Here is a 26,739-nt window from a genome sequence, read left to right as displayed (position 1 = left end):
GCCAGCAGGTTGGTCTGCTCGGCGATGCCCTGAATGGTGGAGAGGATGGTGTTGATCTCCTGAGCGTTTTTCTCCAGTTCCTGAATGATGTTGGAGGCCTGTTCCACCTGGGTGGCCAGATCGGTGATGGAGCGCTGGTTGCGGGCGATCACCTGCTTGCCATGCTCGCAACTGCTGGAGGAGCTGCGGGCCGCTTCGGCGGTCTGCTCGGCGTTGCTGGCGACCTCGACTGCGGTGGCTGACATCTCGTGTACCGCAGTGGCGATCTGGGAGATCTCGTTTTGCTGGCGTGCCAGCCCCTGATTGGCCTTCTCCGCCATGCTGTGGGAGGACTTGGCCTGCTGGTTGAGCTGGCCGGAGGAGTTGGAGATATCCTGCACCATCACATGGATCCGCTCGATGAAGGTGTTGACGTGTTTGGCAACCGCGCCTACTTCATCCTCACGTTCAATCTTGATGCGGCGAGTGAGATCGCCGTTGCCACGGGAGAGATCGGCAATCGCTTCGCCCAGGGTTTTCAGAGGGGCCAGCGAGCCGTTGATGGCGACATAGGAGAAGCCAGCCACGATCAATATGGTGATAAGTCCCTGAATAAGTGAGGAGGTGACCATGCGGCGTACCGACTGGTAAGCGGTTTCGTCATCCACCATCATGCCGTAATACCAATTGGTGTTGGGGATCGCGTTAAAGTCAAAGACCTCTTTCTTACCGCTGATCACCAGCTCGTTGATCGTACCGTCATGAGCGATCTGATTGATGTAAGACGCGGTCAACTCGGGGGCTAGCGTTGTGGCGGGTTTCAGACTCAGGGAGGCATCGGGGTGGGCGATGATGGTGCCGTTGCTGTCGACCAGAATGGCGTAAGTCCCCTCGGTAGTGACCGTCAGAATGTCCGAGATAAGGGCGCTGATAGAGACATCTCCGGCGATAACCCCCTGGGTGTTGCCACGCTGGAACGGCTCGGCAATGGTGACAATCAGCTGGCCTGTGGAGATGTCGGCATAAGGGGAGGTGATGGTCATCTTGCCAGCAGCCATTGCGTCTTTGTACCAGGGGCGTTGACGGGGGTCATAACCGGCGGGCAAGTCGGTCGGTTTGCTCTGGATCATTTTGCCGTCAGCGGTACCGGCATAGACCAGGTCGAAGCCACCGGCATTCATGGACTGGGCCAGATGACTGATGGGCTCATCTTCTTTGGCGAATGCTTCCTTGGTGGTGCTGACCATGCTGATCCGGGCGTCGACCCAGCGGGAGATCCCCTTGACGTTGGCCATGGAGCTTTCGTCGATGATGTTCCAGACCAGTCGCTGGGTCTCGCTGCGCAGTTGCGAGGTGTTGTACCAGACCTGCAGGCCGGTGATCACCAGAATGATGACCCCGATAGCCAGAACAAGCTTGTTTTTAATGGATAAGTTCATAGTTACATCCTTGTGAGCGTCAGTCTGAAGTGTGTGGAATCTAGTTATTGTTATAAGCCTCTGTTTATCGGCTGAAGTTGAACTCTTTGTATCCCGGTCAGCTATTTAAAGTTAGTGCCTAAATCAGTGGATATCCATGCGCGTATCGCCCCCTCACTGCGTCAGAAAACGATCTGGTCGATTGGTGAAGATTCCATCGACCCCCATGCTAGAGAGCGTTTCATAATCTTCTGGATAATCAACGGTATAAACCAGAACTTTGAGCCCCCGGCGATGGGCATCATCGACCAGCGCGGCATCGATAAAATCAACATCGCAATTGATGGACCAGGCTCCCAGTTCGTCGGCAAACTGCGCCAGGTTGAGCGGCAGGTTGGCGGTCAGGGCACCGAGCCGGATATCGGGCCGCAAGGCGGCAAATCGGGCCAGCTCCGGGTGATGGAAGGAAGAAACCACCCATTGCCCGGGAGTAAAGCCCAGCTCGGCCTCTGCCCGTCGGGTCAGGGCTGCCACCACATCAGCGGTATGGGCGCCCTTGAGCTCGATATGCAGCTCGCAGCGTCCGGCGATGATCTCCATCACCTGCCACAGGGTCGGGATCACCTCTCCTTCACCGGCATCGAGCTGCTCCAGATAGGAGCGGGATTGCTCGGTCAGCACCCCCTTGCCATTGGTGCAGCGATCCAGCCGCCTGTCATGGAAGACCCACAACTCGCAATCGGCTGCCTGCACGTCGATCTCGATGGCTGATGCTCCCAGCTCCAGCGCTTTGGCCATCGCCTTGAGGGTGTTTTCCGGTGCCAGACCGCTGGCGCCACGGTGGGCAATAATCTGCATGTTCTGCTCCTTGTACCTCGCGGATCAGCCGCGGCTCAGGTGAATGTCGATCTGTTGATGGGGCAGGGTAAGTCCCTGCTGCTGCATCTTCTCCAGCACCAGCGAGTGAACCTCGTGAGTGATGGGCATCCGGTGATCCATGTTGTTGACGTAGAGGCGGATCTCGTAGATCAGTGCCGAGTCGGTGAATTCGATCAGGAACACCTCTGGCGTCGGCGTCTCCAATACCAGGGTCGATGCCTGGATGGACTCTTCCAGAATGCGTTGCACCAGTTTCGGATCCCGGGTCAGGCCGATCCGGATCCGCAGTTTGACCCGGGTGATGGCATCGGAGAGCGACCAGTTGATGAACTGTTCGGTGATGAAGGCCTTGTTGGGCACGATGATCTCCTTGCGATCCCAATCCACTATGGTGGTTGCCCGGGTCTTGATCTTGGTGACGGTGCCGGTGAGATCGCGGATGGTGACGGTGTCACCGAGCCGGATCGGCTTCTCAAACAGGATGATGAGGCCGGAGACAAAGTTGGCGAAGATCTCCTGCAGACCGAAACCCAGCCCCACCGAGAGGGCGGCGACCAGCCACTGGGTCTTCGACCAGTCGATGCCGAGCATGGAGAAGCCGGTGAGGGCGCCGATCAGGATCACCAGATACTTGCTGGTGGTCGTGAGGGCAAAGCCGGTACCCGGGGAGAGGCTGAGGTGCTGCAGCAGGGTCAGCTCCATCAGCCCCGGCAGGTTGCGGGCTGTCACCACGGTCAGAATGAAGACGAAGGCGGTCAGCATCAGATCCTGCAAGGTGATGGCCGAGAGCTGCTCGATGCCGCCAATCTTGCTGCTCACCTGCCACACCTCGATATTGCTGAGGAAACTGAAGGCGGAGTTGAGATCCGACCATTGCACCACCACCAGCATGGTGAAGCCCAGCATCAGCAGGGTGCGCACCAGCCCCAGCGACTGTGCGCTGATGGTATCGAGATCCAGCTCAGTCTCTTCCACCACGTCCGGGGTCTCGGAGCTGAGCTCGTCATGCCCCTCTTCCCTGCCGCGCTGGGCCAAGATCTCGGCCCGCTTGCTCTTGGCGCGCTCGAAGGCAAGGCGGCGGCGCTGGATCAGCATCCAGCGTCTGGCCAGATAGTAGACCAGCAGGCAACCCAGCCCCATCAGCAGGCTAAGCTCCAGCTGGCGCAGCAGGGTGCGCGAGGTATAGAAGTAGCCAAACAGGGCGCCAATTACCGCCAGCAGCGGCGCCAGCATCAGGCTATTCCAGATGAAGTGGTGCAGCAGATGGGGCTTGGTCATGTCGGTCTGGCCCCAGGTGAGTGGCAGCCGCTCCCGGTTGAGGCGGGCAAAGAAGAGCAGTAGCCAGAGTGCACCGATCATGAAGGCCATCCGGCCGAGGGAGTCGTAGAAGGCGTGCTCCTGATAGCTGTTGGCCATCCCCTGCACAAAGAAACTCGGGATCAGCACCAGCAGCAGGGTGCGAAACTGCCCCCACACCTTTTGCACCTGTTCCCTAGGCCAGCGGAAGTGGTGGATCAAAATCCCCCGCTCCAGCGTCAGATGGCGGGCCATCACCAGCGCCAGCAGCAGGAACCAGATCTCGCCAAGACCGCGCGCCACCGCCACCGCAAACGGGTATTGCCAGGCCCCTTCGAGCAGGCCGCGCACCATCAGCACCATGGCGGGCAAGGGGAGGGCGGCAAGCAGGGAGCGCAGCAGCAAGCGGCTGGTGAGGCAGAATTTGTCCTGGGTCACCTTGCCGATCCGCGGCGCAATATGGTCGCAATAGAGGCTCAGGTGACGGGCCATTTTGAACCAGCTCCAGGCCAGCACCAGCAGCCCAATACCGGCTAGCGTGAGGCTCAGCGGGCTGTTTTCGGCGATGGCGTAGGGCAGTTGCAACCAGTTGTCCGGGTTGAAGGCTAGGGTCAGCGCGGCGGGAATGCCGAGCATGACCTGCGGGGTAAAGGGGCGCACATCCGGCATCCAGAACAGGTGGCTGGCGCTTATTTCGCGGATCTCGTCGATCTTGCTGTTTTGGCGGCTGTAGAGCAGTTTGAGGCGGGTCTGCTCCTGAATAAGGGTATCGGACGCGTCGTTGAGACGGGTCAGCAGCTGGCGCCGGGCCTTGAGCAGGTTGTCGAGCACCGCTTGCTGCGGCCGATCCAGCGTCACCTCCTCTTCGGCCATCAGCTTGTCGCGTAGCTGGCGGGTATCCTTGAGCCCATCCTGCTCGCTCTCGTACTGGTACTTGGCCATGCGGGCGCTGACGATGGCGGACTCCAGCTTGTCGAGGGGAAACTGGGGAGGAAGATCGGATAGTTTGCTGCGCAGGTTCTCGCCGTAGGCATTACTGATCTGCAGCCACTCCAGCTGTTCGCGTACCGAGTTGACCAGCTCATTCAGTTCAAACAGATTCTTGTCGACGCTGCGCTGCTCGTCCTGCACCCGCTCAATCTGATCTTCCAGTGTGCCGAGCTGGATGGAGAGCGCCTGATTCTGCTGTTGCTGCTCCAGCAGCAGCGGCATGTCGGTGGTGAGCTGCTTGCGCAGCCGTTCGCTCTCCTCCAGCGCCTGCTCGGTCTTCTCCCGCCGCAGCTGGTTCTGCTGGGTCAGCAGGCTGGCTTGCCACTCATCCTCGTCGGCGATGGCCAGATTGAGCTCCTGCAGCTTCAGCTTGCCGAGATCGTTGCGCTGCTGGGCCGAGAGCTGCTCCAGCTCCAACATCTGGATCCGGTCGGAGAGGCTCTGCTCCTTCATTCTGGTCAGCAGCAGCTGTGCCTCCTGCTGGCGATCCGATTCGCTGCTGAAGCTCAGTCGCTCCAGCTGGCTGCGGGTCAGTTGCAGCTGTTTGCGCAGATCGTCCACCCGCAGGTGATACTCCTGCCCGGTGCTCTCCAGCTGGTTGAGGCTGTCCATCACCCCCTGCCGCTCCTTGCGCAGGTTGAGCTGGCGGTTGCTGCTCAGGCCTATGGCCTGGCGCAGCGCCTCCTCCTTGAGGCTCGCCAGCGGCGGGCGAGCGGCGGGCTGATAGTTGTGCAGGCTCTCCTTGAGGCGTGCCGACTCCTTGGGGTAATCGATAAGGATCTGCTGATAGGCTTTGCTCTGCTCCCGGTAGCGCTCGGCCTCTCTGGCAAATTGCAGCGCCTGCTGGTAGCTCTCCCGCAGCTTCTGGTTTTCCGGGGTATCGCTCTTGGGCACGCTCTGCAACAGGGATTCGGCCTGGGCAATGGCATCGTCGGCGCGCACGGTTGGCGGCAACAAGAGAAGGGAGAACAGCAAGAGGGTGAGCAGGCGTTGCAACATGAGGCTCGTTTCCGTTCAGAAGAGGTGGCCCTAGCCTAAAACAGGGCAGGGAGGCGGGTAAAGCAGTCTATATTAATGATTCATAACACAAATAACAGGAAGTCGTGCTGCCGTTTCGCTATGATCCCGGCCGCTTTCTCTCCACCGAGTCGAATATGTCAGCTGTTGATCTGGGCACAGCCCCGCTATCTCGCCTTTTCTGGCGTTACGTAACCCCGACCGTGGCGGCCATGCTGATCACCGGCATCTATGTCACCATCGATGGCATCTTCGTTGGCCATGTGCTGGGTCAGGATGGCATGGCCGGTTTGATGCTGGCTTATCCCATCTGCGCCGTGCTCTATGCGGTGGGGGCGCTGATCGGCATGGGGGCCTCGTCGCTGGTCTCCTTCTATCTGGGGCAGGGCAACCCGGCCAAAGCCCGCCATATCGTCGGCAATGCGCTGGTGATGGTGTTGCTTGCCTCGGCACTGCTCAGTTTTATCGGGATCCGTTATGGCGAGCCCATGCTGGCCTGGATGGGGGCGGAGGGGGAGATCTTCACCGCCGGGCTCTCCTACCTGCAGGCCTACGCCTGGCTTGGCGTCTTTGCAGTGCTGTCGATGGCGTTCAGCTCGCTGCTGCGCAACGATGGCCGCCCCGGATTTGTCACCCTCATCATGGTAGTCGGGGGGCTGCTCAACGTGCTGCTCGACTATCTGCTGATGGTGGTGTTTCCGTTCGGACTGGCCGGGGTGGCGACGGCCACTATGCTTTCCCAGGCAGTGACGGGCCTCGCCTGCCTGTGGCACTTCTTCACACCGCGCAGCCAGCTGCGGATAAGTTGGGACACCTTGCGCCCTGATCTGCGGCTGATGGGCGAGACGGTGCGCCTCGGGGTCTCCAGTTTTCTGATGTACCTCTATCTCTCAGTGGTGCTGGCACTGCACAACAAGGCGTTGCTGGCGGTCGGCACTTCGCTGCATGTGGCCGCCTACGGGGTGATCAGTTACACCGAGGCCTTCTTCTATCTGGTGTTTGAGGGGATCGCCATGGGGATCCAGCCCATAGCCAGCTTTAACGCGGGCGCCGGTCACTGGCGGCGGGTGCTGCGGATCCGCAATCTGGCACTCGGAGTGACGCTGGGGATCGCCCTGTGCGCCATGATCCCACTTTATCTGTGGCCGGAGGCGGCGGTCTATCTGTTTGCAGGGGACAACGCTACCCTGCTGCCGGTGGCGAGCCTCGGGATCTGGCTCTACTTCTGGGGGCTGCCGATGGAGGGCTTGCTGCTGGTGGGGGCCACCTACTTCCAGGCCATCAATCGGGCCCGCATCGCCTCCCTGCTCACCGGTGGCAAGCTGGTGTTGATCGGCGGTTTCTTGTGGGGATTCTCGACCCTGTGGGGCGTGCCCGGGGTCTGGCTGGCATTGCCAACGTGCAGCTCATTGCTGGTGTTGGTGATGTGGCGGGCGATGCGTCGGGAGTCCGGCGCCCACGCGCTGGCCGGATAGGTAATCAGGTTCGACGTGCAGATAGCAGACAGGCAGCCATGGGCTGCCTGTTTTGTTAGAGGATGTTTTGTTAACGGGCTCTGCCGATTCAGGGCTTGAAGGCGCCGATAAAGATGGCGGGATCGACCCGGGTGTCGTTGAGGCTGACGTTCCAGTGCATATGGGGGCCGGTGGCGCGGCCGGTCGAACCGACTCGCCCGACGATGCCGCCACGCGGCAGGCTCTGGCCGAGCTTCACATCGATCTTCGACATGTGGCAGAACATGCTGATGAGCCCCTGACCGTGGTCGACAAAGACGGTATTGCCATTGAAGAAGTAGTTGCCGATCAGGATCACCTTGCCGGCGGCAGGGGACTTGATCGGGGTGCCGGCGCCCACGGCGAAGTCGAGGCCGGAGTGGGGGTTGCGCTCCTCGCCATTGAAGAAGCGACGCAGGCCAAACGGGCTGGAGAGGGGGCCGTTGACCGGCTTGTCGAACATCAGGTTGCTCGGCTGGTTGGGGCTGAAGGTCTGGTAAGCCCGGGTCTGCTCCGCCAGCTCGCGGTTGATACGGGTCATATCCTCGGCGAGCGGATTGACCTGACGGCTGTTCTTGAGCTTGATGTGCTGTTCGCGGTAGTGCTTGGGGGTGACGGTGAAGTCGAGAGTACGGCCATCACCTGTGGTCAGTTGCTGGGCGCCGGGCGTGCTTTTCAGAGAGATGCCGACGATGGCGATCCACTGGTTGTCTTCGCGCACTACCAGCACGGGTTTGTCGTGATAGCGGGCCGTGGGGGCAGTGGGTGACGCGCCAAGAGGGATCACCGCAACGCCACCCGGCACCGTATGGTTGAGCAGGCGACTGATAAAACCCTCGGCCAGGGCTGACTGGCTGGCCAGTAACAACAACAGACAACAAACAACTCTCATGACGATATCACTCGATGTTAAAGCGCCCGGGATGGCGGGATGACAACCCCCTGTCCGGCATTCGTCGATCACTAAAGGGTGATCACGACACGTTGGCCACGACAGGTGCGGTTGGAGGAGGGGACAGATTGTGCCTCGTTATAGTCGGTGCAGCCAGAGGCGGGGCGTGGCTGACGCCCCTTTTGTGTATCGCTGCGTCAGGTTTTATGTCGTGGTCGGGCCGCTTCGCCATTGAGTCGCCCCCGCCCTAGCTCTAGAATCGGCTTCCGGCACTGATGCCACCGACACTCCGAGGAGACGATATGAACGGATTACCCCCTTTGCGCACCACACCGGCCCGATACACGACAGGTCGTGGCTGGCTCTGGGTTCGCAGCGGGTTCGATATCTTCAACAAGGGGATGGGGATCAGCGTAGCCATGGTGCTGGTCTGGTTTATGGTGGGCATGCTGCTGGAGCAACTGCCGGCAGGGGGCCTTATCTCCCAGCTGCTCTACATGGTGTGGGGCGCGGGTTGGGTGGCGGTCGCCGCTCGGGGTTATCGGGGTGAGCCGCTGCAGTTTGCCGATCTCTTCGCCGGTTTTCGCCACAAGTTGACCCCGCTGATGCTAGGCGGTCTGCTGGTGTTGCTGCTGTTTAGCCTGGTGGGCCTCGTCTGTCTCGGTCTGCTCTCCATGTGGGGGCTGCTCCCGCTGCTGACGCAGGATCCCGAGAGCATGGTGGTCTCTGCCAGCCAGTTGCAACAACTGCTGCTGGTATTGCTGGTGGGGATGCTGCTCATCATTCCCGTGCTGATGGGGGTCACCTTTGCTCCGGCGCTGATCTACCACCACGATATCGGCATCATCCAGGCGGTACGGCTGAGTTTCTTCGGCTGCTGGCGCAATTTTTTTCCCTTCTTCTGGTGGGGGCTGCTCTCAGCCATGTTGTTGCTGTTTGGCGCTGTGTTGTTGCTGGTAGGTCTGCTGGTGGTGATCCCGGCGCTCAACTACTCCATCTATGTGGCTTATCGGGATATTTTCCTGGACGAGAGTGCGCAGCCGGAAGCGCCGCACTCAGAACCATTCGGATTTGAAGCCTGATCAAGGGATCAGAGTGAAGAAGGGGCCCGCAGCGGCCCCTTCTTCATGGTCGGATGTGAGGAGTGTTCATTCCTGCCAGATGGGATCCGCCGCCATGCGGGCCAGCAGAAAATCGAGGAAGCTGCGCAGCAGTGGCGACATCTGTTTGCGGGTGGCATACACCCCGTAGACCCCGAGGCGCTTGGGCTGCCAGTCGGTCAGCAGGGGCACCAGTTCTCCTCGTTCCAGATAGGGCTGGGCCGAGTAGCGGGGTTGCAGGCTGATCCCTGCGCCTTCCAGCGTTGCTTCCAGCAGCAGGTTGGAGATATTGGCGCTCAGGTTACCGCTAACCGGCACTGACTCGGGGCCGTCCGGTCCATTGAACTCCCACAGGCTCTTGCCGAAGTAGGTGTAGGTGAGGCAGTTGTGCAGCGCCAAATCCTGCACCTTGTGTGGCATCGGATGACGGGCCAGATAGGCCGGGCTGGCGCAGACTACCGAGTGGCAGGTGCCGATACGACGCGCCACCAGATTGGGGTCGAGGTCGTTGGTGATGCGCACCGCCAGATCGATCCGCTCCTCTACCAGATTGACGGTTCTGTCGAGCAGCAGAATGTCGATGGCCGTCCCCGGGTATTGCGCCAGATAGTCGTTGGCAGCCCCGACCAGCAGCGCTTCTGACAGGGAGTAGCTGCTGGTGATCCGCAGTTGTCCCTTGGGGGCGTCATCTCCCTTCACGGCGATCTGCTCCATCTCTTCGCCGAGCGCCAGCATGGCGCGGGCCCGGTTCAGCGCCTCCTCTCCTGGCCCGGTCAGGCTCAGACGACGGGTGGTGCGGTGCAGCAGGCGGGCGCCCATCCAGCTCTCCAGCTCGGCGAGATAGCGCGACACCATGGCGCGCGACATATCCAGTTTCTCTCCGGCGCCGCTCAGGCTCCCTTGTTCGACTACGCTGACAAAGACCCGCAAGGCGGTCAGTCGATCCATGTATGGCTCTCTATATGTTCGATATGTGCAACAGTGATGCGCTTTTTATGCTGTATTTGCACCTTAAGTAATCCAATACACTGTGTCCATCAAATGAACCCCCGAATACTTAATGAGGAATAGATGATGAACAACACCCTGATCCGCAACCTGACTCTGGCGACTACCTTGTTGAGTGGCGCCGTACTGGCCGCCCCCCTGAGCGTGACCGTCTACAACCCTGGCGAGAAGGCGATCTTCCCGGTCTCCTCCTCACTGGTGACCGGTGACAAAGAGGCCATCCTGATCGATGCCCAGTTCGATGTGCAGAATGGTCAGGCGCTGGTCGACATGATCAAGAAGAGTGGCAAGAAGCTGACCACTGTCTATATCAGTGCCGGTGACCCCGACTTCTACTTCGGTCTGGAGCCGGTCATGGCGGCGTTCCCGGATGTCAAAGTGCTGGCCGATCAGCATGTGGTTGACCATATCAACCAGACCAAGGATGCCAAGCTGAGCTACTGGAGCCCGATCCTCGGGAAGGGTGCACCGAAGAGCCTCACCGTGCCGCAAGTGATGACCGCCAGCCACCTGACGCTGGATGGTGAGAAGATTGAAATCAAAGAGATGAATACCCCGAATGCCTACTTCTGGGCCCCTTCCATCAAGACTGCTTTTGGTGGTGTGCCGGTTTACCACGGGGTGCATGTCTGGATGGCGGACAGTCAGACCAAAGCGGCTCGCAGCAACTGGGTCAAGGCGCTGGACAACCTGCTGGCCCTGAAACCCGAGCGTGTGGTACCGGGCCACTTCCTGGGCACTGCTCCCAAAGGCACTGCTGCTGTGAGCTTTACCCGTGACTATGTAGAGCGTTTCGAACAGGAGCTGGCCAAGGCGAAAAACTCCGGTGAGCTGATTGAGGCTCTGAAGAAGGCCTATCCGGCACTGCCGGTTGACGATGGTCTGGCCATCGGTGCCAAGGTCAATACCGGCGAGATGAAGTGGTAAGCCACTGAGCCTGCTTTCCCTGTGTTTTTTTACCGGGCCTAAGGGCCCGGTTTTTTATCCGAGATCGAAGTGAGAATGAAGATGAGCGAACAACAAACCACCCTCCATTATGTCTATGACCCGCTCTGTGGCTGGTGCTACGGTGCCGCCCCCCTGTTGCAGGCGGCAGCAACTATTGCCGGACTCAAGATCGAGCTGCATGCGGGCGGTCTATGGCTGGGTAGTCGCCGTCAGCCGATGGGCGAGGCATTGCGTGATTATGTGCGACCCCATGATCAGCGGATCGAAGCGCTGACCGGCCAGCATTTTGGCGAACGCTACTTTAACGAACTGCTGCTGCGGGAAGGGTGTCTGCTGGACTCCGAGCCGCCGATCCGTGCGGTTTTGGCCGTCACGGCGTTGGGGGGCGATGGGCTGGTCATGTTGCACCGGATCCAGCAATCCCACTATCGGGACGGGATCTGGATTGGTGAGCCTGCGTTTCTTGCCACGCTAGCGGCAGAGCAGGGGATTGCAGCCGAGGCATTTCAGCAAGCTTATCTGCAGGCCCCCTTGCTGCAACATCTGGCAGATAGCCAGGGCTGGATGAAACGGCTGGGCGGTCAGGGTTATCCCACCTTTGGGTTGATGCACAACGGTAAGGTGAGTGCTGTGCGAGTGGCTGACTTTTTGGGCGATCCTGCCGGGTTGCGTCAGCATCTTCTTGAGTTGATGGAATAGTTATTAGAATGTGAACGGACAAGGTCTCTTTAGAAGTGGAGTGAATGGGCCGATATTCCTGTATGCAGAAGCGACATGAAAGCCTTCGACTTTCTGCTTGCAGACTATGCTCTATATGACCATTCCCGGTGGATGTTGCGGGAGTGAAGACTCATTTCAAGGAAGCCCTTATATGTTCAAAAACATGTCCATCGGCCAGAAACTGAGTGCCGGATTTGCCATCCTAGCCTTGTTGGTACTGGGCTTGGCCTGGTTTTCAATCAGCCAGCTGGCAAAGCTCTATGGTGATACCGAAACCATCACAGGTAATTTGCTGCCTTCTACTCGTCTGGCGAGCCAGATGCATGTTGCCGTGCTGGATGCGCGTCGTTCAGAGTTGGCCCAGGTCATCGGTGGCCTGAACAAGGATGAGCAAGAGGTAAGCGATCGCACCCTGACCTTCAATAAGGCCAAGCAGGAATTTGAGCAAGCAGCCCAAAAATATGGTGCTTTACCTTTCACTACTGGTGAAGAGAAGCAGGTTTATGAGCAGGTGGTTGCGGCGGGGGCCAAGTATTTTTCGGTACATGACCAGCTGTTAAATGCCTTTGCTGCTGGCGATCTGGATAAAGTCAGAAGTCTGCGCAAAAACGAGACTCGTGCCGCATTGGAAGAGGTTGGTGCCAAGTCTTATCGTTTGCGGGAGAGCAATAACGAGATTGCCGATGAGATGGTGAAAGACATTGCGGCCATGTATAGCAATGTCAGAACCATGAGCATTATTGTCAGCCTGGTGACGCTGGGTTTTGTGGTGGTGATTGCCTGGCTGTTGACCGCCCAGATCCGCAATCCGGTGATGGCCCTGCTGGAGCAGACCCGCCGTGTCTCCTCCGGTGATCTTACCTCCCGCATCGATATGCAACAGTTCAACAATGATGAACTGGGGACTCTTGCCAAAGGGTTTGGCGAGATGCAGACCAATTTGCGTACCCTGGTCAGTGAAGTCTCGGGCTCAGTGGTGCAACTGAGTTCGGCCACCGAAGAGATGAGCTCGGTAGCAAGGCAGTCAGCGGCCAACATGAGTGCCCAGCAGCATGAACTTAATCAGCTGGCAACCGCGATGAACGAGATGCAGGCTACGGTTCAGGAGGTTTCTCGCAACACCAGCGATGCCGCCAGTGCCGCCACCTCGGCCAGCGAAACAGCAGAGATTGGGGCCAAGACTGTTAATGACTCTATTTTGCGCATCGAGCGGGTGGCGGGGGCCATCGAGAGCACTGCAGTGGTGATCCGCCAACTGGGCGATGATAGCCGCAATATCGGCATGGTGCTGGAGGTGATCCGCGGCATTGCCGAACAAACCAACCTGCTGGCATTGAACGCGGCGATTGAAGCGGCCCGGGCCGGTGAGCAGGGGCGGGGGTTTGCGGTGGTGGCCGATGAGGTGCGTACTCTGGCCAAACGAACCCAGGACTCCACCTCCCAGATCAATACCATCATTGCCGAGTTGCAGCAGCGTGCCGAACAGGCGGGCAGTACCATGCAACAGAGTCAGGAGCTGATGAACACCACGGTAGCTACCGCGCGGGAAGCGGGCGAGTCTATCTCCCAGATCAGTGGCTCGGTCAGCAGCATCTCCCACATGAACATCCAGATAGCAACGGCCACCGAAGAGCAGGGCGCGGTGAGCGAGGAGCTCAACCGTAACGTGGTCAATATCAGCCACGCTTCCGAAGAGGTGGCCGCCGGTGCCACCCAGATGGCTCAGGCATGCAACGAGTTGAACCACCTGGCTACCCAACTGCAGGATATGGTGCGCCGTTTCAGGGTGTAATCCCTTGTCGAGTCAAACAGCCCGATTACCGCGAGGTGATCGGGCTTTTCTGTTTTGGAGGGGCAGCCAGAGAGGCTCACTGCAAGTGGATGACTTGTCCCGCCGGACGATATTGTGCATGCTGATGGCCCATTTTCCAGGCAGGACTCTTGCTGTATGAATCTTCGCGATCTCGAATATCTGGTGGCGCTGGATGAGGAAAAACATTTTCGCAAAGCCGCTGAACGCTGCTTTGTCAGTCAACCCACCCTGAGCGGCCAGCTGCGCAAGCTGGAAGATGAACTCGGGGTCATTCTGATCGAACGTACCTCGCGCAAGGTGCTGTTTACTCCGGCTGGCGATGCCATGGCCCATCAGGCGCGTCGGGTGCTCAAGGAGGTGCGCGAGCTCAAGAGCATCGGTCAGCACTTCTCCGAGCCGATGTCCGGGGAGATCCATATCGGTTTTATTCCGACCGTGGGCCCCTACCTGTTGCCCCGCATTATCCAGACCCTGCGTGAGCGTTTTCCCCAGCTGGAGTTCTATCTCTATGAGGAGCAGACCCAAACCCTGCTCAAACGGCTGGAAGAGGGGGAGCTGGATTGCGTCATTCTGGCCGAGATGCCTGGGATGGAGGGGTTTGGTTCAATCCAGCTCTATCATGAGCCGATGTGGTTGGCGGTGCCTTGCCATCACCCCGAAGCACAGGCCAGACAAGTGCCACTCGGCAATCTCAAGGGCAAGAAATTGCTGATGCTGGCCGATGGCCACTGTTTGCGGGATCAGGCGATGGGCTTCTGTTTCGCTGGCGGGATAGGTGAGGATCAACGCTTCAAGGGGACTAGTCTCGAGACGCTGCGCAACATGGTGGCCGCCGGTAGCGGCATGACCCTGGTGCCAAAGCTGGCCGTACCCGCCGATCATGATGAGGGAGGGGTGAGCTATCGTCCTGTGGTTGACCCTGTGCCGGGTCGTACCATCTCGCTGCTCTATCGCCACTACTCGGTACGTCGCCCCTGTTTCAACGAGCTGGCCGCCTCGATCTCCACGCTGATGAGCAAGCAGTTGGCCCAATAAAAAAACCGGCAGCCAAGGCTGCCGGTTTTGTTGCTGCCGCGAGAGCAGCTTAGAAGATATCGTCGGTAGAGACAGGCCCTTCCACATCGGGGTTGTCGCCACCGTAGACCTGATTGCCGTCCGAACTGGGCGCGGCGTAACGGGTCGGCTCGGTCCCTTCCTTGAAGTATTCGTCGGTTCCGCCACTGGTCGCCAGCAGTCCGGTTTCGCTGTCAATCTTCACCGTCATGATCCCTTCGGGAACCGGCATCTTGTGCTCCGGCTGCTTTTTGAGGGCGACTTTCATGAAGTCGATCCAGATAGGCTGTGCAGCGCCACCACCAAACTCGGCACGGCCAAGGCCACGCTGGTGGTTGTCAAAACCGATCCAGGAAGTAGCTACGATGTCCGGGGTATAGCCGGAGAACCAGGCATCCCGCGATTCGTTGGTGGTACCGGTTTTGCCGGAGATATCGTGACGTTTCAGGTCACGGGCTGCACGCCAGCCGGTACCACGCCAGCCGTTGCCACCCCAGATGGCTGTGCTCAAGGTGTCGGTGATCAGGAACGCGCTCTGGGCACTGATGGTATGCGGGGCGATGGTTGGCGCGAGAGGGGTCTGCGTGCCATCTTGTGCTGCGCCATCAACAGTTGGCTCCGGCAGTGTGCTCTGCTCGGACGCCGTCTGCTGTTCGCAATTGTTGCAGGCAATGGCAGGATTGGCCTGATAGAGGGTGTTCTCCAGGCTGTCGGTGACTTTGTCGATGAAGTATGGGGTCACCAGGAAGCCACCGTTGGCCAGTACCGAGTAACCACGCACCACCTCGAGGGGGGTAAATTCGGCTGCGCCCAGCGCCAGTGACTCATGGGGCGAGATGAAGTCGCGGGGGAAGCCAAAGCGTGTCAGACCGTCGATATAGGTATCCAGACCGATGGCGCGCATCAGTCGAACCGACATCACGTTCTTGGACTTGGCCAAACCCAGACGCAGCGGGGTGGGGCCATCATAAACGGCCGGGGAGTTCTTGGGCTGCCACATGGGCCCTTTTGACGGATCCCACTGGTTGATTGGCGCATCGTTGATGAGCGACGCCAGGGTATAGCCGTGCTCCAGCGCGGTCGCATAGAGGAAAGGCTTGATATTTGAACCGATCTGGCGACGCGCCTGATCGACCCGGTTGAATTTGGATAGTTCGAAGCTGAAGCCGCCAACTACTGCTTCCAGCGCGCCATTTTTCGGGTTCATGGCAACCAGCGCGGCGTTGACGTCCGGGATTTGGGCCAGCAGCAATTCTTCGCCCTCTTCCCGCACCCAGATCTGGGCGCCGACTTTCAGTACATCGCGTGCCGATTTCGGGGCATAGCTTTGGCGGTCGTCGGTAATAAAGGAGCGAGCCCATTTAATGCCGTTCCAGCCCAGCTCTGCTTCCTTGCCATTTTTAAGTACCAGTGTGGCGCTACGGTCACCGAGCTTGGTCACGACTGCCGCCATCAGCGGATCATAAGTGGGTTGCTTGCCAAGGTGGGCCACGATCTGCTCGTAATCCCAAGCTGTTTCGCCTGCCTTCCACAACTGGGCCGTCGGGCCACGATAGCCGTGACGCATATCGTAGGCAAAGACGCCATCCAGCAGAGCCTGTCTGGCGGCCCTTTGGCGTTCGGCAGAGACGGTAGTGTAGACGTGCAGGCCCATGGTGTAGGCATCTTCACCAAACTGCTCTACCATCTTCTGGCGTACCATTTCACCCAGATAGGGAGCGTGCAGGGTCACTTCGGCGCCGTGAAAACGGGCCTTGATCGGCATCTTGGACGCTTCGTCAAACTGGGCCTGGGTGATCTTGCCGGTTTCCAGCATCCGGCCCAGCACGACGTTGCGGCGCGCAAAGGCGCGCTCGGGGGAGCGGATGGGGTTGAGCATGGATGGGGCTTTCGGCAGACCGGCAATGATGGCGATCTCATCAAGTCCCAGATCCTTGACCTCTTTACCAAAGTAAACCTGTGCCGCAGCACCGATCCCGAAGGAGCGATAACCGAGGGGGATCTTGTTGAGGTACAGTTCGAGGATCTCGTCTTTTGAGAGATTCTGCTCGATCCGCCAGGCTAGGAAGACCTCCTTGATCTTGCGGATGATGGTCTTCTCATTGCTCAGGAAGAAATTGCGGGCAACCTGCTGGGTGATGGTACTGGCACCCTGACGGGCATGGCCGGAAACAGCCCAGACGGATGCGGCTCGAATGATACCAATCGGGTCAATACCCGGGTGTTCATAGAAACGTGCATCTTCGGTCGCCAGTACGGCATCGATCATGGGTTGCGGAATTTCGTCCAGACGCAGCGGAATGCGACGAATTTCGCCATATTGGGCGATCAACTCCCCATCCCGGCTGTAAACCCGCATCGGGGTTGCCAGCTTGACGTCACGCAGTGCGGTGACATCGGGCAGTTGGGGTTTGATATAGAAGTAGATACCGATGAGGCTGGCGACACCCAGCACTGCACCCAGCATCATGACAATAAACAGGCGAACGAGCCATTTCAGCATGGAAGAACTACCAATCGTCTTAAAATTAGCCAACGGGCGCAGAGTATAGCCCTTTTGCCATCGGGAATTCGAGGTTTTCCTGTGGCGAGCCACCCACCTCAAAAGGATGCGAGAGGTTAGCACTACGGGGAGCAATAACCAAGGAGGGCCACTTGCCATGAAGAAAGCGAGATGGGTCACTTTTCGACATAAACTTTATGACATTGATAGTTAGAGCATTTAGGATGAGTGAAGCACTCCTCTGATCGGGTGTCCTACACTCTGTTCAGGAATAAAACCAAATAACGCATGGATGTGTATATGTTTGGGCTTTTTAACAAGGGATCCCTCCTCCCTCTGGTGGGCATTGATTTCGGCAGCCAGACCATCAAGGCCGTTACCCTCAGTGGCCGACCTGGCAAGCTTCATCTCGAATCGGTCGCCGATATTGCCACCCCGAAAGGGACGCTGGTTGACTATCAATTGCAGGATATCGAGCGTGTCAGCCAATCTCTCAAGAGCCTCAAGCGCCTGATCCCTGCTCACAGCGACTATGCCGCCACTGCGGTGACCGGCTCCAACGTGATAACCAAGGTGATCCAGATTGATGCCCGCCTCAGCGACAAGGAGCTGGAGAATCAGGTGCAACTGGAGGCCGAGCAGATCATTCCCTTCCCCCTCGATGAAGTGAGTCTCGACTTTGAGGTGCTGAGCACCAACAATAGCGAAGATCGTCAAGATGTGCTGCTGAGCGCAGCCCGCACCGAGAGTGTCAACGGCCGGGTCAGCGCTCTTGCCGAAGCTGGTATTGCCGTCAAGGTGGTGGATGTGGGGGCCCACGCGCTGGGCCGTGCCGTGGTGGCCTGCCTGCCCGAATTGCTGGAGAGTGAACGGCCAATCGGAGTGATCGACATTGGTGCCAGTGCCATGACCTTTGCGGCGCTGGTCAAGGGGGAGGTGATCTACTCCCGCTTGCAAAACTTCGGCGGCGATCAATACAGCCAGGCGCTCTCCTCTTTTTATGGCATGACGTTGGATGAAGCTGAGCAGGCTAAAACCAAAGGTACCTTGCCAGTTGACCATGAGCTGGATGTGCTGATGCCCCACATCAACTCGCTGCTGCAGCAAGTGCGGCGCAATATCCAGCTGTTTTGCAGTTCATCCGGTTATCGCGACATCGCAAAACTGGTGCTGACGGGGGGAGGCAGTCTACTGCCCGGTTTGTTGGTGCAGGTAAAAGAAGAGGTCAATTGCGAGGTGTTGCACCCGGATCTGTTCGCCCTGTTTGGCAAACCAAAAGGGGAGGCCGAACTGGTACATGGTGCTAAATATATGACGGCATTCGGGTTGGCTCTGAGGAGTTTCACACCATGTCAAATATAAACCTTCTACCCTGGCGTGAAGCCCGGGCCCTGCGCCAAAAGAAACAGTTCGGGGCCTTGCTGGGGATTTTTGTGCTGGCCACGGTCGCGTTGGGATTTTTTGCCAACTGGCTGGTTGATCGCCAGATCGTCGCCCAGCAGCAGCGCAACCAGCGGCTGGTTCAGGAGATGACTATTCTGGATGCCCAGCTGGGGGAGATCCGTCTGCTCAAAGAGCGTCGCAAGGAACTGATCGATCGGATGCAGCTCATCGAGCAGTTGCAGATGCGCCGCAATGTGCCCGTCCGCCTCTTCAATCAGCTGCCTTCATTGGTGCCCAACGGGGTTTACCTCAACACCCTCTCGATGCAGAACAACATTATTGATGTAAATGGCAAGACCGAAGCCTATGGTCGGGTGGCCAGCATGATGCGGCGGATTGATGGTTCCGGCTGGCTGGGTCAGGCAAAGATAAGCACTATTTTTGCGGCTGATGTTGCGCCAGTGTCATTGAGCCAGTTTTCCATGATGTTCCTGATCGCCAACAATGCTGCGGCTGCAGGGAATGTGGCCAAGGAGCAACAATGAACCTTCAGCAACTCAACGAGCTGGATATCAATGACATAGCAAGCTGGCCAAAATGGGCAAAAGGGGTCTTCATCTTTTTCTGCTGCGTGTTGACCGGCGGCGCCATCTACTACTACGTGATTGCCAACTCACTGACCAGTTTGACTCAGGAAGCGGGGAAAGAGACCGAACTGAAAGCCCAGTTTGAAAGCAAGGCGATGCTGGCTGCCAACCTGGGGGCATACAAGGCACAAATGGTCCAGCTTGAGCAACTGGTTGATACCCAGCTCAAGCAGTTGCCCAATACCCATGAGGTCGCCGGTCTGCTGGACGATATCAGCTTTATTGCTACCGACAATGGCTTGAAATTGAACCGGATAAACTGGGAACCCGAGGTCAAGCACGAGTTTTCGACAGAGCTACCGATGCGTATCGAAGTCGTGGGCACTTACCATGAAATTGGCAAGTTTACCGCTGACATGGCCGCTTTGCCCCGTATCGTCATCCTTGACTCCTTCACTCTGGGTCAGGGCAAGGATGAAGGGGAGTTGATTTCGATGTCGATGCTGGCCAAGACCTACAAGTACAACGGTAAAACAGTGGAGCCGAAACAATGAGACGCATCTGCTGGTTATTGCCTGCCCTCTTGCTGGCGGCGTGTGGTGGTCAGGAGGACATGGATAGCTATGTCGCCCAGACCAAAGCAAGGCCACCCATACCTATCGAGCCCTTGCCCGAGCTGAAGCCTTTTGCCCCTATGCACTACCAGCAACGCGAGTTGCGCAGCCCCTTCATGGTTCCCCAGCCTGAGGCGACGGTCGGAAGTACAAGCACTGCCAAGGCCCAGCCGGATTGTGCTCAGACACTGATGGATCGTGAGAAAGAGGTGCTGGAAAATTATTCGCTGGCCAGTCTGTCGATGCATGGTTCTTTGGGTAAGGCAGGTCAGTTGTGGGCCTTGATCAGCACCCCGGATGGCAAATCGATGCGGGTCGGACTCAACCAGTATATGGGGCTTGATCAGGGCCGAGTCATCAAGATCACTGACACTGCCGTGGATTTGCTGGAAACCATTCCGGACGGGAAGGGGTGCTGGGTAACAAGAGAAACCCAGTTAGCAATGGCCAATGTGCAAGAAAAACAATAATTAGGGACGAACAGCAATGAGAACAACAATAGAGAGTGTATCCAAAGTAGCTTTGCTGTTTTGCGCCAGCGCCCTCAGTCAGGCGTGGGCAGTGGCAACCCTGCAGGAGATCAAGGTCAATCCGCTGCTTGCTGATCAATTGCTGGTGGAGCTCAGTTTCAGTGAGCCGGTCACGGGCTTTACCGATCGTCTCTCTTACCAACCCAATCAGCTGTTGTTGCATGTTCCCGGTGCGGTAGGGGCGCTGAAAGTGAACCCGCTGCCGATCCAGCGCCTGGGGGTAGATAATATCAAGGTTGAGGGTAAGGGCGCAGGTCTGGATATCAAGATCGCACTCGATCAGCTTGCTCCCTATCAGGTGCAGCAACAGGGGAACAAATTACTGGTGTCATTGGGCGAGGGGGCCTCTTCCGGGCTCATCAATGGTGAGAGCGCCCTGATTGCACCCGCAACCTCGGCTACTCCTGTGCCAGCGCCCTCTGCGATGGTGGCCACACCCTCTCCTTCGGCACTGCTCAATCCTCAGGTCGTTGCCCGGTCTATGCCTGTTGCGCCCGTGACAACGCCGGTAGCCACACAGCCTGCCAGCAAGCCGGTGCTCAACAACTATCAAAGCAGTGGGGGCGGCGCCTATTTCAACTCGGTGACCGGTGTGGATTTTCGTCGTGGCAAAGATGGCCAGGGGGAGTTTCTGGTTACGTTGGATAATAGCTCGGCCGCTGTTGATGTGAGCAGCCGCGGCCAGACCGTACTGGCCAAGTTTCATGGCACTCGGGTACCGGATGGCTTGCTTAATCTGATCAATGTGCAGGATTTTGCAACGCCGGTCTCTCAGGTTGAAGTCTCCCGGCAGGGCAGTGATACCCTGTTTGAACTGTCGATCAATGGTCAGTTTGATTACCGTTACGATCAGGCAGACAAGCTCTTCATTATTGAGGTGAAAAAGCGGACAACGGCCACGGCATCTAAGCAGTATCAGGGCAAGCCTATTTCATTGAACTTCCAGGATATTCCGGTCCGTACCGTGCTGCAGCTGATCGCCGATTTCAACAATCTCAACCTGGTAACCACAGATTCGGTAGCAGGCAATATTACCTTGCGTCTGGATGGGGTGCCGTGGGAGCAGGCGCTCGACATTATTTTGAAGGTGCGGGGTCTGGATAAACGACTGGATAACAACATTTTGCTGGTAGCGCCTGCAGAAGAGATCGCAACGCGCGAGAAGCAGCAACTTGAGAGCCGCAATCAGGTCGCTGATTTGGCGCAGCTCTATACCGAATATCTGCAGATAAACTATGCCAAGGCCTCGGAAGTGGCTGCCCTGCTCTCTTCCGAAAGTACCAAGTTGCTGTCACCCCGTGGAGCGGTGAGTGTGGATGAACGGACCAACGTGCTGGTGGTCAAGGATACCGCTGATGTCATCAGCAGCATCAAACGGATGCTCGATATTCTCGATATTCCGGTCAAGCAGGTGGTTATCGAGGCTCGAATGGTGACCATTGATGACGGCTTTGATGAAGCGCTCGGGGTGCGTTGGGGGGTGACCAAAAACGATGGTCATGGCAACAGTACGTCCGGCTCCATCGAGGGGAATGATGGCTCTGGTAACAACAATGGTGGCTCGACAATTACCAGACCGACAGCAGACGATCGGTTGAACGTCAATCTGCCGGTGACCAATGCGGCCGGTACTTTGGCCTTCCAAGTTGCCCGTTTGGCTGATGGCACCTTGCTGGATCTCGAGTTGTCGGCGCTGGAAAAAGAGAGCAAGGCCGAGATTATCGCCAGTCCGCGGGTGACCACGGCGAACCAGAAACCGGCGCTGATCGAGCAGGGTACCGAGATCCCCTATGTGGAGTCCTCTTCCAGTGGCGCTACCTCGGTTACCTTCAAGAAGGCGGTATTGAGCCTGAAGGTGACCCCGCAGATCACCCCTGACAATCGGGTGATTCTCGACCTGACCGTGACCCAGGATACCAAGGGGGAAACGGTACCGACCGGTACCGGTGATGCGGTTTCCATCAACGCCCAGTCCATCACCACTCAGGTGCTGGTGAACAATGGCGAAACCCTGGTGTTGGGCGGCATTTATCAGCAGACCATCAAGAGCGATGTGACCAAGGTGCCTTTGTTGGGCGATATCCCCGGATTGGGGGCCTTGTTCCGCAAGACCACCAGCGAGAACAAAAAGCGGGAATTGTTGATTTTCGTGACGCCCAAGATAGTCACCGACGCCTTCTGAATGCTTTACATGTGAGGGTAAAACACATATAACCTTACGCCCCAATGAGGCTGGGGCGTAAGGGCTGCGGTTGCCAGTCCCGATATCTATTGAGATAATCCCCCTCCTGATCCATCGCAAGATAAGGTTCATAGGTACCCCGATCCAGTATTCATCGGGGTCGTACAGTTTGTAATTACTAACGAAAAGACATGGCTGAGAAACGCAATATTTTCCTGATAGGTCCCATGGGTGCGGGCAAGAGCACCATAGGTAGACATCTGGCAGAACAACTGCATATGGAGTTTTTCGACTCAGATCATGAGATTGAGCGCCGCAGTGGTGCTGATATCGGCTGGGTGTTCGATGTTGAAGGCGAAGAAGGTTTCCGGATTCGCGAAGAGAAGGTGATCGGCGAATTGTCAGAGCAGCAGGGTATCGTGCTGGCGACGGGTGGCGGTGCCATCAAGAGTCGTGAAACCCGCAACAAGTTGTCTGCTCGTGGCATCGTGGTCTACCTCGAAACCACTATCGAAAAGCAGCTGGCGCGCACACAGCGAGACAAACGCCGCCCTCTGCTACAGACCGAAGAACCGGCACGCGAAGTGCTGGAACGTCTGGCACAAGAGCGCAATGCCCTGTATGAAGAGGTGGCCGACTTTGTTGTGCACACCGATGACCAGAGCGCAAAAATCGTTGCCAATCAAATTGTAAAGCTGATCGGTATGTAATCTAGAGGACGTCCATGGAACGGTTGAAGGTCGAACTGGGTGAACGCAGCTATCCCATCGAGATAGCTGCCGGGTTGTTGCAGCGCCCCGAGGCGCTGGTATCGACCATCAAGGGCAAGCGGGTGATGATAGTGACCAACACGGTCGTTGCTCCGCTTTATCTTGAACGGGTAACCGCTCTGCTGTCGGGTTTTCAGGTTGAACACCTGATCCTGCCTGACGGCGAGGCGTACAAGAACCTGGCGACCTTTGAGCAGATCATGTCTGCTCTGCTTGAAACCAACCATGGGCGCGATACGACACTGATCGCTCTGGGGGGCGGCGTGATCGGGGATGTGGTGGGCTTTGCGGCAGCAAGCTATCAACGTGGCATTCCTTTTATCCAGATCCCGACCACCCTGCTCTCCCAGGTTGACTCCTCTGTTGGCGGTAAAACCGCTGTCAACCACCCCCTCGGCAAGAACATGATTGGGGCTTTTTATCAGCCCAAACAAGTTGTTATCGATACCGAATGTCTGAGTACCTTGCCAGCCCGCGAATTTGCCGCAGGGATGGCCGAGGTGATCAAGTACGGCATCATTTGGGATGCTGATTTCTTCAGATGGCTGGAGCAGAACATGGTGCGTCTGCAACAGCTGGAACCTGCCGCGCTGGCCTACGCCATCAAACGCTGCTGCGAGATCAAAGCCGATGTGGTCGGTCAGGATGAGACCGAGCACGGCGTCCGTGCGCTGCTCAATCTGGGTCACACCTTTGGCCATGCCATCGAGGCCGAGCAGGGGTATGGCAACTGGCTGCACGGTGAAGCAGTATCCGCCGGCACCATGCTGGCAGCCTGGACTGCGCAGGCCCGTGGCGATATGAGCGAAGCGGACGTTGCGCGAGTGCGCGCCCTGCTGCTGGCCGCCAATCTGCCCATTCATGCGCCTGCCGAGATGGATTTCGCCGCCTTTATTCGCCATATGCGCCGTGACAAGAAGGTGCTGGAAGGCAAGCTGCGTCTGGTGTTGCCGGTTGGCATCGGCCATGCGCAGGTGGTGGGGGATGTGTCCGATGCCGAGTTGCTGGCGGTGATCGAGTCTGGTCGTGACGAATAAACTGCTAAAACTTCCTTCCCAGCGGCAGCTGGTTGACCGGCTGCTGCATTTGATTGAATTCAATCACCCTTTCATTTTTCTCTCCGGTAAACCCGGTTGTGGTCGCGGTACCCTGTGCGAATCCCTGCTCGGCGTGTTGCCGGAAAAAGTGCGGGTGGTAAGCCTGATTGGTACACCTGCCATGAAGATGGTGGATGTGCGCCAGCTGTTGCTGCCACAGGTGGTGGCGCGCCCGCTGTTCAATCCACAGGATGCATTGGCGGAGAGCTTCTTTCGCATGTTGGAGGGGAGCAAGCCAGCCACCCTGTTGCTACTGATAGAGCGTGCCGACCAGTTGCCGGCCGAATTGCTGGGAGAGTTGTGGGCGATCATCCGTCATAACGATACCTTGGCGGCACCCCATCAGCTGGCCATTATTGTCTCGGGCAGTGACGTCTGGTGTCGTACCCAACGGCCGCTGCTCAAAGGGCGTGCCATGCCAGCCCTTGAGCTGGAAGTGCCGCCACTGAGCCCGCCCGAGCAGCGCATCTTCTTGTATGAAAAAGCCAAAGAGCTCAAGATCCCCGCGACCCTCTTGCCCAAGCCGCAAGTGGAGGAGATCCTGAAAACGGCGAACGGACATCCGTCCACCATCATGCAGTTACTGGAGGATATCATGACCGACAGAAGGCCCAAGAAGCGTCAGGCGGAGTTGCCTGTCAAGAAGATTGCCACCGCTATCGCGCTGGTCGCTGGCGGCCTGCTGGCGCTGAGCTACCTGCTGCCTGCGCTGTTTGACAATGAAAGCAAACCGGCAGTGCAGGATCTTGCGCAGAACACGGCATTGCCGATCCCGGTAGCGGGAGGCGATCCCCTCACTGCTGGCAGTTCGAATATCGATGCCGCAGCACAAGGCGCGCAAAACAGCGATGCAGCCAGCAATCCCAACGGGGTAGTGAAGGATTGGCAGCCGGAGGCGAAAGTGTTGCCCAAGTCGGTGGAGAGCGAAACCGTGACCACCGAATCAACCAATTACGAAGGGCGTCGGGTGGTGATCTCTGACGAGGTCGTGCAAAAGCTGATGACCGAACCCAAGGTGAGCGGCGCACTGCCTACTGACGTGGTGGACGAGCTGACCGGCAAGAACCCGAGTGGCACAGCCCCCAGTGGTGCAATCGCAACCACGGCGCCAGCCAGTACCTCCAAAGCACTAAATCCGGTGACAACCGCAACGCCTGCGGCCACCACCAAAACCGCCAGCAACGAGCCGGTTGCCGCGCCAGCACCCAAGGTGGCCCTGACACCGGTCGCCACCTTGAACCAGAAGCCGCGCAACCACTACAGCGTTCAGCTGATGGGGGCGAGCAACACCAAGGCGGTGGATCAGTTTGTTGCTGAGCATGGTCTGGCGGGCAAGGTCTGGGTCTATCAGACCAAATTCCGTGGCAGCCCCTGGTATGTGGTGCTGCAAGGGGATTATGCCGGTTTGACCCAGGCCAAGAGCGCCATTCGCAAGCTTCCGCCAGCCTTGCTGAAAGGCCAGCCCTGGCCCAAGTCGTTTGCACAGATACAAAAAGAGCTGAAGCAATAGCCTTGATACCGGATAAGGGGGTAGAATCGTCCCCCTTTTTGGGTCTTGCCTTCTTACACACCGGATTTCCATGAAAAAAACACGCGCTTTTTTAAAATGGGCCGGGGGAAAATACTCCCTGGTTGAAGAGATTGCCGAGCGCCTGCCGGCCGGGCGTGTGTTGCTGGAGCCCTTCGTCGGGGCCGGGTCTGTGTTTCTCAACACCGACTACGACGCGTATGTGCTCAACGACATCAATCCGGATCTGATCTGCCTGTACAACCACCTCAAGCTGACGCCGGACAGTTTCATTGCCGAGGCGCGCAAGCTGTTTGTGGCAGAGCACAACCACAAGGCGGCCTATTACCGGCTGCGTACCCAGTTCAATCAGACCGAGACCACCTTCGAGCGGGCACTCTTGTTCCTGTTTCTCAACCGTCACGGTTTCAACGGACTGTGCCGCTACAACAAGAAGGGCGGCTTCAACGTGCCGTTCGGTTCCTACAAGAAGCCCTATTTCCCGGAAAAAGAGCTGTGGGCCTTTGCCGAAAAGGCGCAGAAGGCGACCTTTATCTGCGAGAGCTACGCCGACGCCATCAAGCGTGCCGAAGAGGATTGGGTTATCTACTGTGATCCTCCCTATGCGCCGCTCTCCACTACGGCGAGCTTCACCACCTATGCCTCCGGCGGGTTTACCCTGGATGATCAGGCGATCCTGGCGCGACTGGCCCGTCACACAGCCGCTCACAAAGGGGTGCCGGTGCTGATCAGCAACCACGATATTGAGCTGACTCGTGAGCTTTATCGCGGTGCCCGCCTCGACGAAATCTTGGTCAAGCGCACCATCAGTCGCAACGGCGGCACCCGCAACAAGGTGGCCGAGTTGTTGGCGCTATATCCGCCCGGAATCGAACCGGAGCAGGGCTACTATCCCAGCGACAGTGAACTGCTGCCACTGACGTAACAGACCATGCGGCG

General features: G+C 58.0%; 21 protein-coding genes. 15 read left to right on the top strand and 6 right to left on the bottom strand.

Translation table 11 applies throughout. The features are described from left to right. The 3 genes from AB5Y90_RS11135 to mscM all read right to left on the bottom strand — a co-directional run. On the bottom strand, window positions 1-1,418 hold a 1,418-nt coding region (locus tag AB5Y90_RS11135), incomplete at its 3' end, for a methyl-accepting chemotaxis protein (protein ID WP_368166881.1). A 153-nt stretch (window positions 1,419-1,571) separates the two neighbouring features. Beyond that, on the bottom strand, window positions 1,572-2,255 hold the full coding sequence (locus AB5Y90_RS11130; protein WP_151286589.1) for a glycerophosphodiester phosphodiesterase family protein: 684 nt from the start codon (window positions 2,253-2,255) through the stop codon (window positions 1,572-1,574). A 24-nt stretch (window positions 2,256-2,279) separates the two neighbouring features. Beyond that, complete coding sequence (gene mscM, locus AB5Y90_RS11125) at window positions 2,280-5,561, bottom strand: miniconductance mechanosensitive channel MscM (RefSeq protein WP_257687020.1); 3,282 nt, start codon at window positions 5,559-5,561, stop codon at window positions 2,280-2,282. 155 nt (window positions 5,562-5,716) lie between these two features. Between mscM and AB5Y90_RS11120 the strand changes: the two genes are divergently transcribed. After that, complete coding sequence (locus tag AB5Y90_RS11120; protein ID WP_159164764.1) at window positions 5,717-7,054, top strand: MATE family efflux transporter; 1,338 nt, start codon at window positions 5,717-5,719, stop codon at window positions 7,052-7,054. Window positions 7,055-7,142: 88 nt separating this feature from the next. Here AB5Y90_RS11120 and AB5Y90_RS11115 read toward each other — a convergent pair whose 3' ends face one another. Beyond that, window positions 7,143-7,964 carry a peptidoglycan DD-metalloendopeptidase family protein gene (locus tag AB5Y90_RS11115; protein ID WP_307896355.1) on the bottom strand — a complete coding sequence of 274 codons (822 nt, stop codon included), beginning with the start codon at window positions 7,962-7,964 and terminating at the stop codon, window positions 7,143-7,145. A 302-nt stretch (window positions 7,965-8,266) separates the two neighbouring features. Here AB5Y90_RS11115 and AB5Y90_RS11110 point away from each other — a divergent pair, with 302 nt between their 5' ends. Beyond that, window positions 8,267-9,046, top strand: coding sequence for a BPSS1780 family membrane protein (locus tag AB5Y90_RS11110; RefSeq protein ID WP_201904871.1), 780 nt, complete (start codon window positions 8,267-8,269; stop codon window positions 9,044-9,046). A 66-nt stretch (window positions 9,047-9,112) separates the two neighbouring features. Here the strand turns inward: AB5Y90_RS11110 and AB5Y90_RS11105 are convergent, their stop codons facing one another. Beyond that, on the bottom strand, window positions 9,113-10,012 hold the full coding sequence (locus AB5Y90_RS11105; protein WP_201904869.1) for a LysR family transcriptional regulator: 900 nt from the start codon (window positions 10,010-10,012) through the stop codon (window positions 9,113-9,115). Window positions 10,013-10,138: 126 nt separating this feature from the next. Here AB5Y90_RS11105 and AB5Y90_RS11100 point away from each other — a divergent pair, with 126 nt between their 5' ends. The 4 genes from AB5Y90_RS11100 to oxyR all read left to right on the top strand — a co-directional run bounded on the left by AB5Y90_RS11100 (window position 10,139) and on the right by oxyR (window position 14,588). After that, entirely contained in the window at window positions 10,139-10,999 is an 861-nt protein-coding gene (locus AB5Y90_RS11100; RefSeq protein WP_201905012.1) for a Vmh family MBL fold metallo-hydrolase, read from the top strand. 75 nt (window positions 11,000-11,074) lie between these two features. Beyond that, the gene (locus AB5Y90_RS11095; RefSeq protein ID WP_257687019.1) at window positions 11,075-11,719 is read left to right on the top strand and encodes a DsbA family protein; all 645 of its coding nucleotides are present in this window, start codon (window positions 11,075-11,077) and stop codon (window positions 11,717-11,719) included. Between the two features lie 172 nt (window positions 11,720-11,891). Continuing rightward, window positions 11,892-13,532 carry a methyl-accepting chemotaxis protein gene (locus AB5Y90_RS11090; protein WP_257687018.1) on the top strand — a complete coding sequence of 547 codons (1,641 nt, stop codon included), beginning with the start codon at window positions 11,892-11,894 and terminating at the stop codon, window positions 13,530-13,532. 156 nt (window positions 13,533-13,688) lie between these two features. Then, a complete protein-coding gene (oxyR, locus tag AB5Y90_RS11085) occupies window positions 13,689-14,588 on the top strand; it encodes a DNA-binding transcriptional regulator OxyR (protein WP_257687017.1) in 900 nt (299 codons plus the stop codon). Between the two features lie 49 nt (window positions 14,589-14,637). Here the strand turns inward: oxyR and AB5Y90_RS11080 are convergent, their stop codons facing one another. Then, the gene (locus AB5Y90_RS11080) at window positions 14,638-17,109 is read right to left on the bottom strand and encodes a penicillin-binding protein 1A (RefSeq protein WP_257687016.1); all 2,472 of its coding nucleotides are present in this window, start codon (window positions 17,107-17,109) and stop codon (window positions 14,638-14,640) included. A 300-nt stretch (window positions 17,110-17,409) separates the two neighbouring features. On the opposite strand from AB5Y90_RS11080, the gene tapM reads away from it, so the two are divergent. The 9 genes from tapM (at window position 17,410) to AB5Y90_RS11035 (ending at window position 26,725) form a co-directional block, all read left to right on the top strand. After that, window positions 17,410-18,471, top strand: coding sequence for a PilM family type IVa pilus assembly protein TapM (gene tapM, locus AB5Y90_RS11075; protein ID WP_168176889.1), 1,062 nt, complete (start codon window positions 17,410-17,412; stop codon window positions 18,469-18,471). Beyond that, the gene (gene tapN, locus AB5Y90_RS11070) at window positions 18,459-19,037 is read left to right on the top strand and encodes a PilN family type IV pilus biogenesis protein TapN (protein ID WP_100653156.1); all 579 of its coding nucleotides are present in this window, start codon (window positions 18,459-18,461) and stop codon (window positions 19,035-19,037) included. Before tapM ends, tapN begins: the two co-directional genes overlap by 13 nt. After that, window positions 19,034-19,633 carry a PilO family type IV pilus biogenesis protein TapO gene (tapO, locus tag AB5Y90_RS11065; protein ID WP_076491265.1) on the top strand — a complete coding sequence of 200 codons (600 nt, stop codon included), beginning with the start codon at window positions 19,034-19,036 and terminating at the stop codon, window positions 19,631-19,633. Before tapN ends, tapO begins: the two co-directional genes overlap by 4 nt. After that, the gene (locus AB5Y90_RS11060; RefSeq protein ID WP_005335020.1) at window positions 19,630-20,163 is read left to right on the top strand and encodes a pilus assembly protein PilP; all 534 of its coding nucleotides are present in this window, start codon (window positions 19,630-19,632) and stop codon (window positions 20,161-20,163) included. Before tapO ends, AB5Y90_RS11060 begins: the two co-directional genes overlap by 4 nt. A gap of 16 nt (window positions 20,164-20,179) precedes the next feature. Then, window positions 20,180-22,405, top strand: a complete 2,226-nt coding sequence (pilQ, locus tag AB5Y90_RS11055) for a type IV pilus secretin PilQ family protein (protein ID WP_139398806.1) — start codon at window positions 20,180-20,182, stop codon at window positions 22,403-22,405. Window positions 22,406-22,596: 191 nt separating this feature from the next. Continuing rightward, window positions 22,597-23,115 (top strand): shikimate kinase AroK, encoded by a 519-nt coding sequence (aroK, locus tag AB5Y90_RS11050; RefSeq protein WP_005335014.1) that lies wholly within the window; start codon window positions 22,597-22,599, stop codon window positions 23,113-23,115. Between the two features lie 14 nt (window positions 23,116-23,129). Continuing rightward, window positions 23,130-24,212, top strand: coding sequence for a 3-dehydroquinate synthase (aroB, locus tag AB5Y90_RS11045; RefSeq protein WP_216953062.1), 1,083 nt, complete (start codon window positions 23,130-23,132; stop codon window positions 24,210-24,212). Then, complete coding sequence (locus tag AB5Y90_RS11040; protein ID WP_307896356.1) at window positions 24,202-25,782, top strand: SPOR domain-containing protein; 1,581 nt, start codon at window positions 24,202-24,204, stop codon at window positions 25,780-25,782. The genes aroB and AB5Y90_RS11040 overlap by 11 nt, the downstream gene beginning before the upstream one ends. A gap of 70 nt (window positions 25,783-25,852) precedes the next feature. Next, the gene (locus AB5Y90_RS11035) at window positions 25,853-26,725 is read left to right on the top strand and encodes a Dam family site-specific DNA-(adenine-N6)-methyltransferase (RefSeq protein ID WP_005335008.1); all 873 of its coding nucleotides are present in this window, start codon (window positions 25,853-25,855) and stop codon (window positions 26,723-26,725) included. Window positions 26,726-26,739 lie beyond the last annotated feature (14 nt).

This window comes from Aeromonas sp. R4-1 (assembly GCF_040908325.1).
In the GTDB taxonomy this organism is placed as follows: Bacteria; Pseudomonadota; Gammaproteobacteria; order Enterobacterales; family Aeromonadaceae; genus Aeromonas; species Aeromonas veronii.
The sequence above is the reverse complement of the archived record's forward strand: the minus strand, read 5'-3'. Positions and strand labels throughout refer to the sequence as shown.

Excerpts from the sequence above, each read along its gene's own strand:
- AB5Y90_RS11115 (WP_307896355.1), bottom strand. The coding sequence starts at position 7,964 with ATGAGAGTTGTTTGTTGTCTGTTGTTGTTACTGGCCAGCCAGTCAGCC.
- AB5Y90_RS11120 (WP_159164764.1), top strand. The coding sequence starts at position 5,717 with ATGTCAGCTGTTGATCTGGGCACAGCCCCGCTATCTCGCCTTTTCTGG.
- AB5Y90_RS11035 (WP_005335008.1), top strand. The coding sequence starts at position 25,853 with ATGAAAAAAACACGCGCTTTTTTAAAATGGGCCGGGGGAAAATACTCC.
- aroB (WP_216953062.1), top strand. The coding sequence starts at position 23,130 with ATGGAACGGTTGAAGGTCGAACTGGGTGAACGCAGCTATCCCATCGAG.
- tapN (WP_100653156.1), top strand. The coding sequence starts at position 18,459 with ATGTCAAATATAAACCTTCTACCCTGGCGTGAAGCCCGGGCCCTGCGC.
- AB5Y90_RS11090 (WP_257687018.1), top strand. The coding sequence starts at position 11,892 with ATGTTCAAAAACATGTCCATCGGCCAGAAACTGAGTGCCGGATTTGCC.
- AB5Y90_RS11060 (WP_005335020.1), top strand. The coding sequence starts at position 19,630 with ATGAGACGCATCTGCTGGTTATTGCCTGCCCTCTTGCTGGCGGCGTGT.
- AB5Y90_RS11105 (WP_201904869.1), bottom strand. The coding sequence starts at position 10,012 with ATGGATCGACTGACCGCCTTGCGGGTCTTTGTCAGCGTAGTCGAACAA.
- mscM (WP_257687020.1), bottom strand. The coding sequence starts at position 5,561 with ATGTTGCAACGCCTGCTCACCCTCTTGCTGTTCTCCCTTCTCTTGTTG.
- oxyR (WP_257687017.1), top strand. The coding sequence starts at position 13,689 with ATGAATCTTCGCGATCTCGAATATCTGGTGGCGCTGGATGAGGAAAAA.
- AB5Y90_RS11130 (WP_151286589.1), bottom strand. The coding sequence starts at position 2,255 with ATGCAGATTATTGCCCACCGTGGCGCCAGCGGTCTGGCACCGGAAAAC.
- AB5Y90_RS11110 (WP_201904871.1), top strand. The coding sequence starts at position 8,267 with ATGAACGGATTACCCCCTTTGCGCACCACACCGGCCCGATACACGACA.
- AB5Y90_RS11095 (WP_257687019.1), top strand. The coding sequence starts at position 11,075 with ATGAAGATGAGCGAACAACAAACCACCCTCCATTATGTCTATGACCCG.
- AB5Y90_RS11080 (WP_257687016.1), bottom strand. The coding sequence starts at position 17,109 with ATGCTGAAATGGCTCGTTCGCCTGTTTATTGTCATGATGCTGGGTGCA.
- tapM (WP_168176889.1), top strand. The coding sequence starts at position 17,410 with ATGTTTGGGCTTTTTAACAAGGGATCCCTCCTCCCTCTGGTGGGCATT.
- aroK (WP_005335014.1), top strand. The coding sequence starts at position 22,597 with ATGGCTGAGAAACGCAATATTTTCCTGATAGGTCCCATGGGTGCGGGC.
- pilQ (WP_139398806.1), top strand. The coding sequence starts at position 20,180 with ATGAGAACAACAATAGAGAGTGTATCCAAAGTAGCTTTGCTGTTTTGC.
- AB5Y90_RS11100 (WP_201905012.1), top strand. The coding sequence starts at position 10,139 with ATGAACAACACCCTGATCCGCAACCTGACTCTGGCGACTACCTTGTTG.
- tapO (WP_076491265.1), top strand. The coding sequence starts at position 19,034 with ATGAACCTTCAGCAACTCAACGAGCTGGATATCAATGACATAGCAAGC.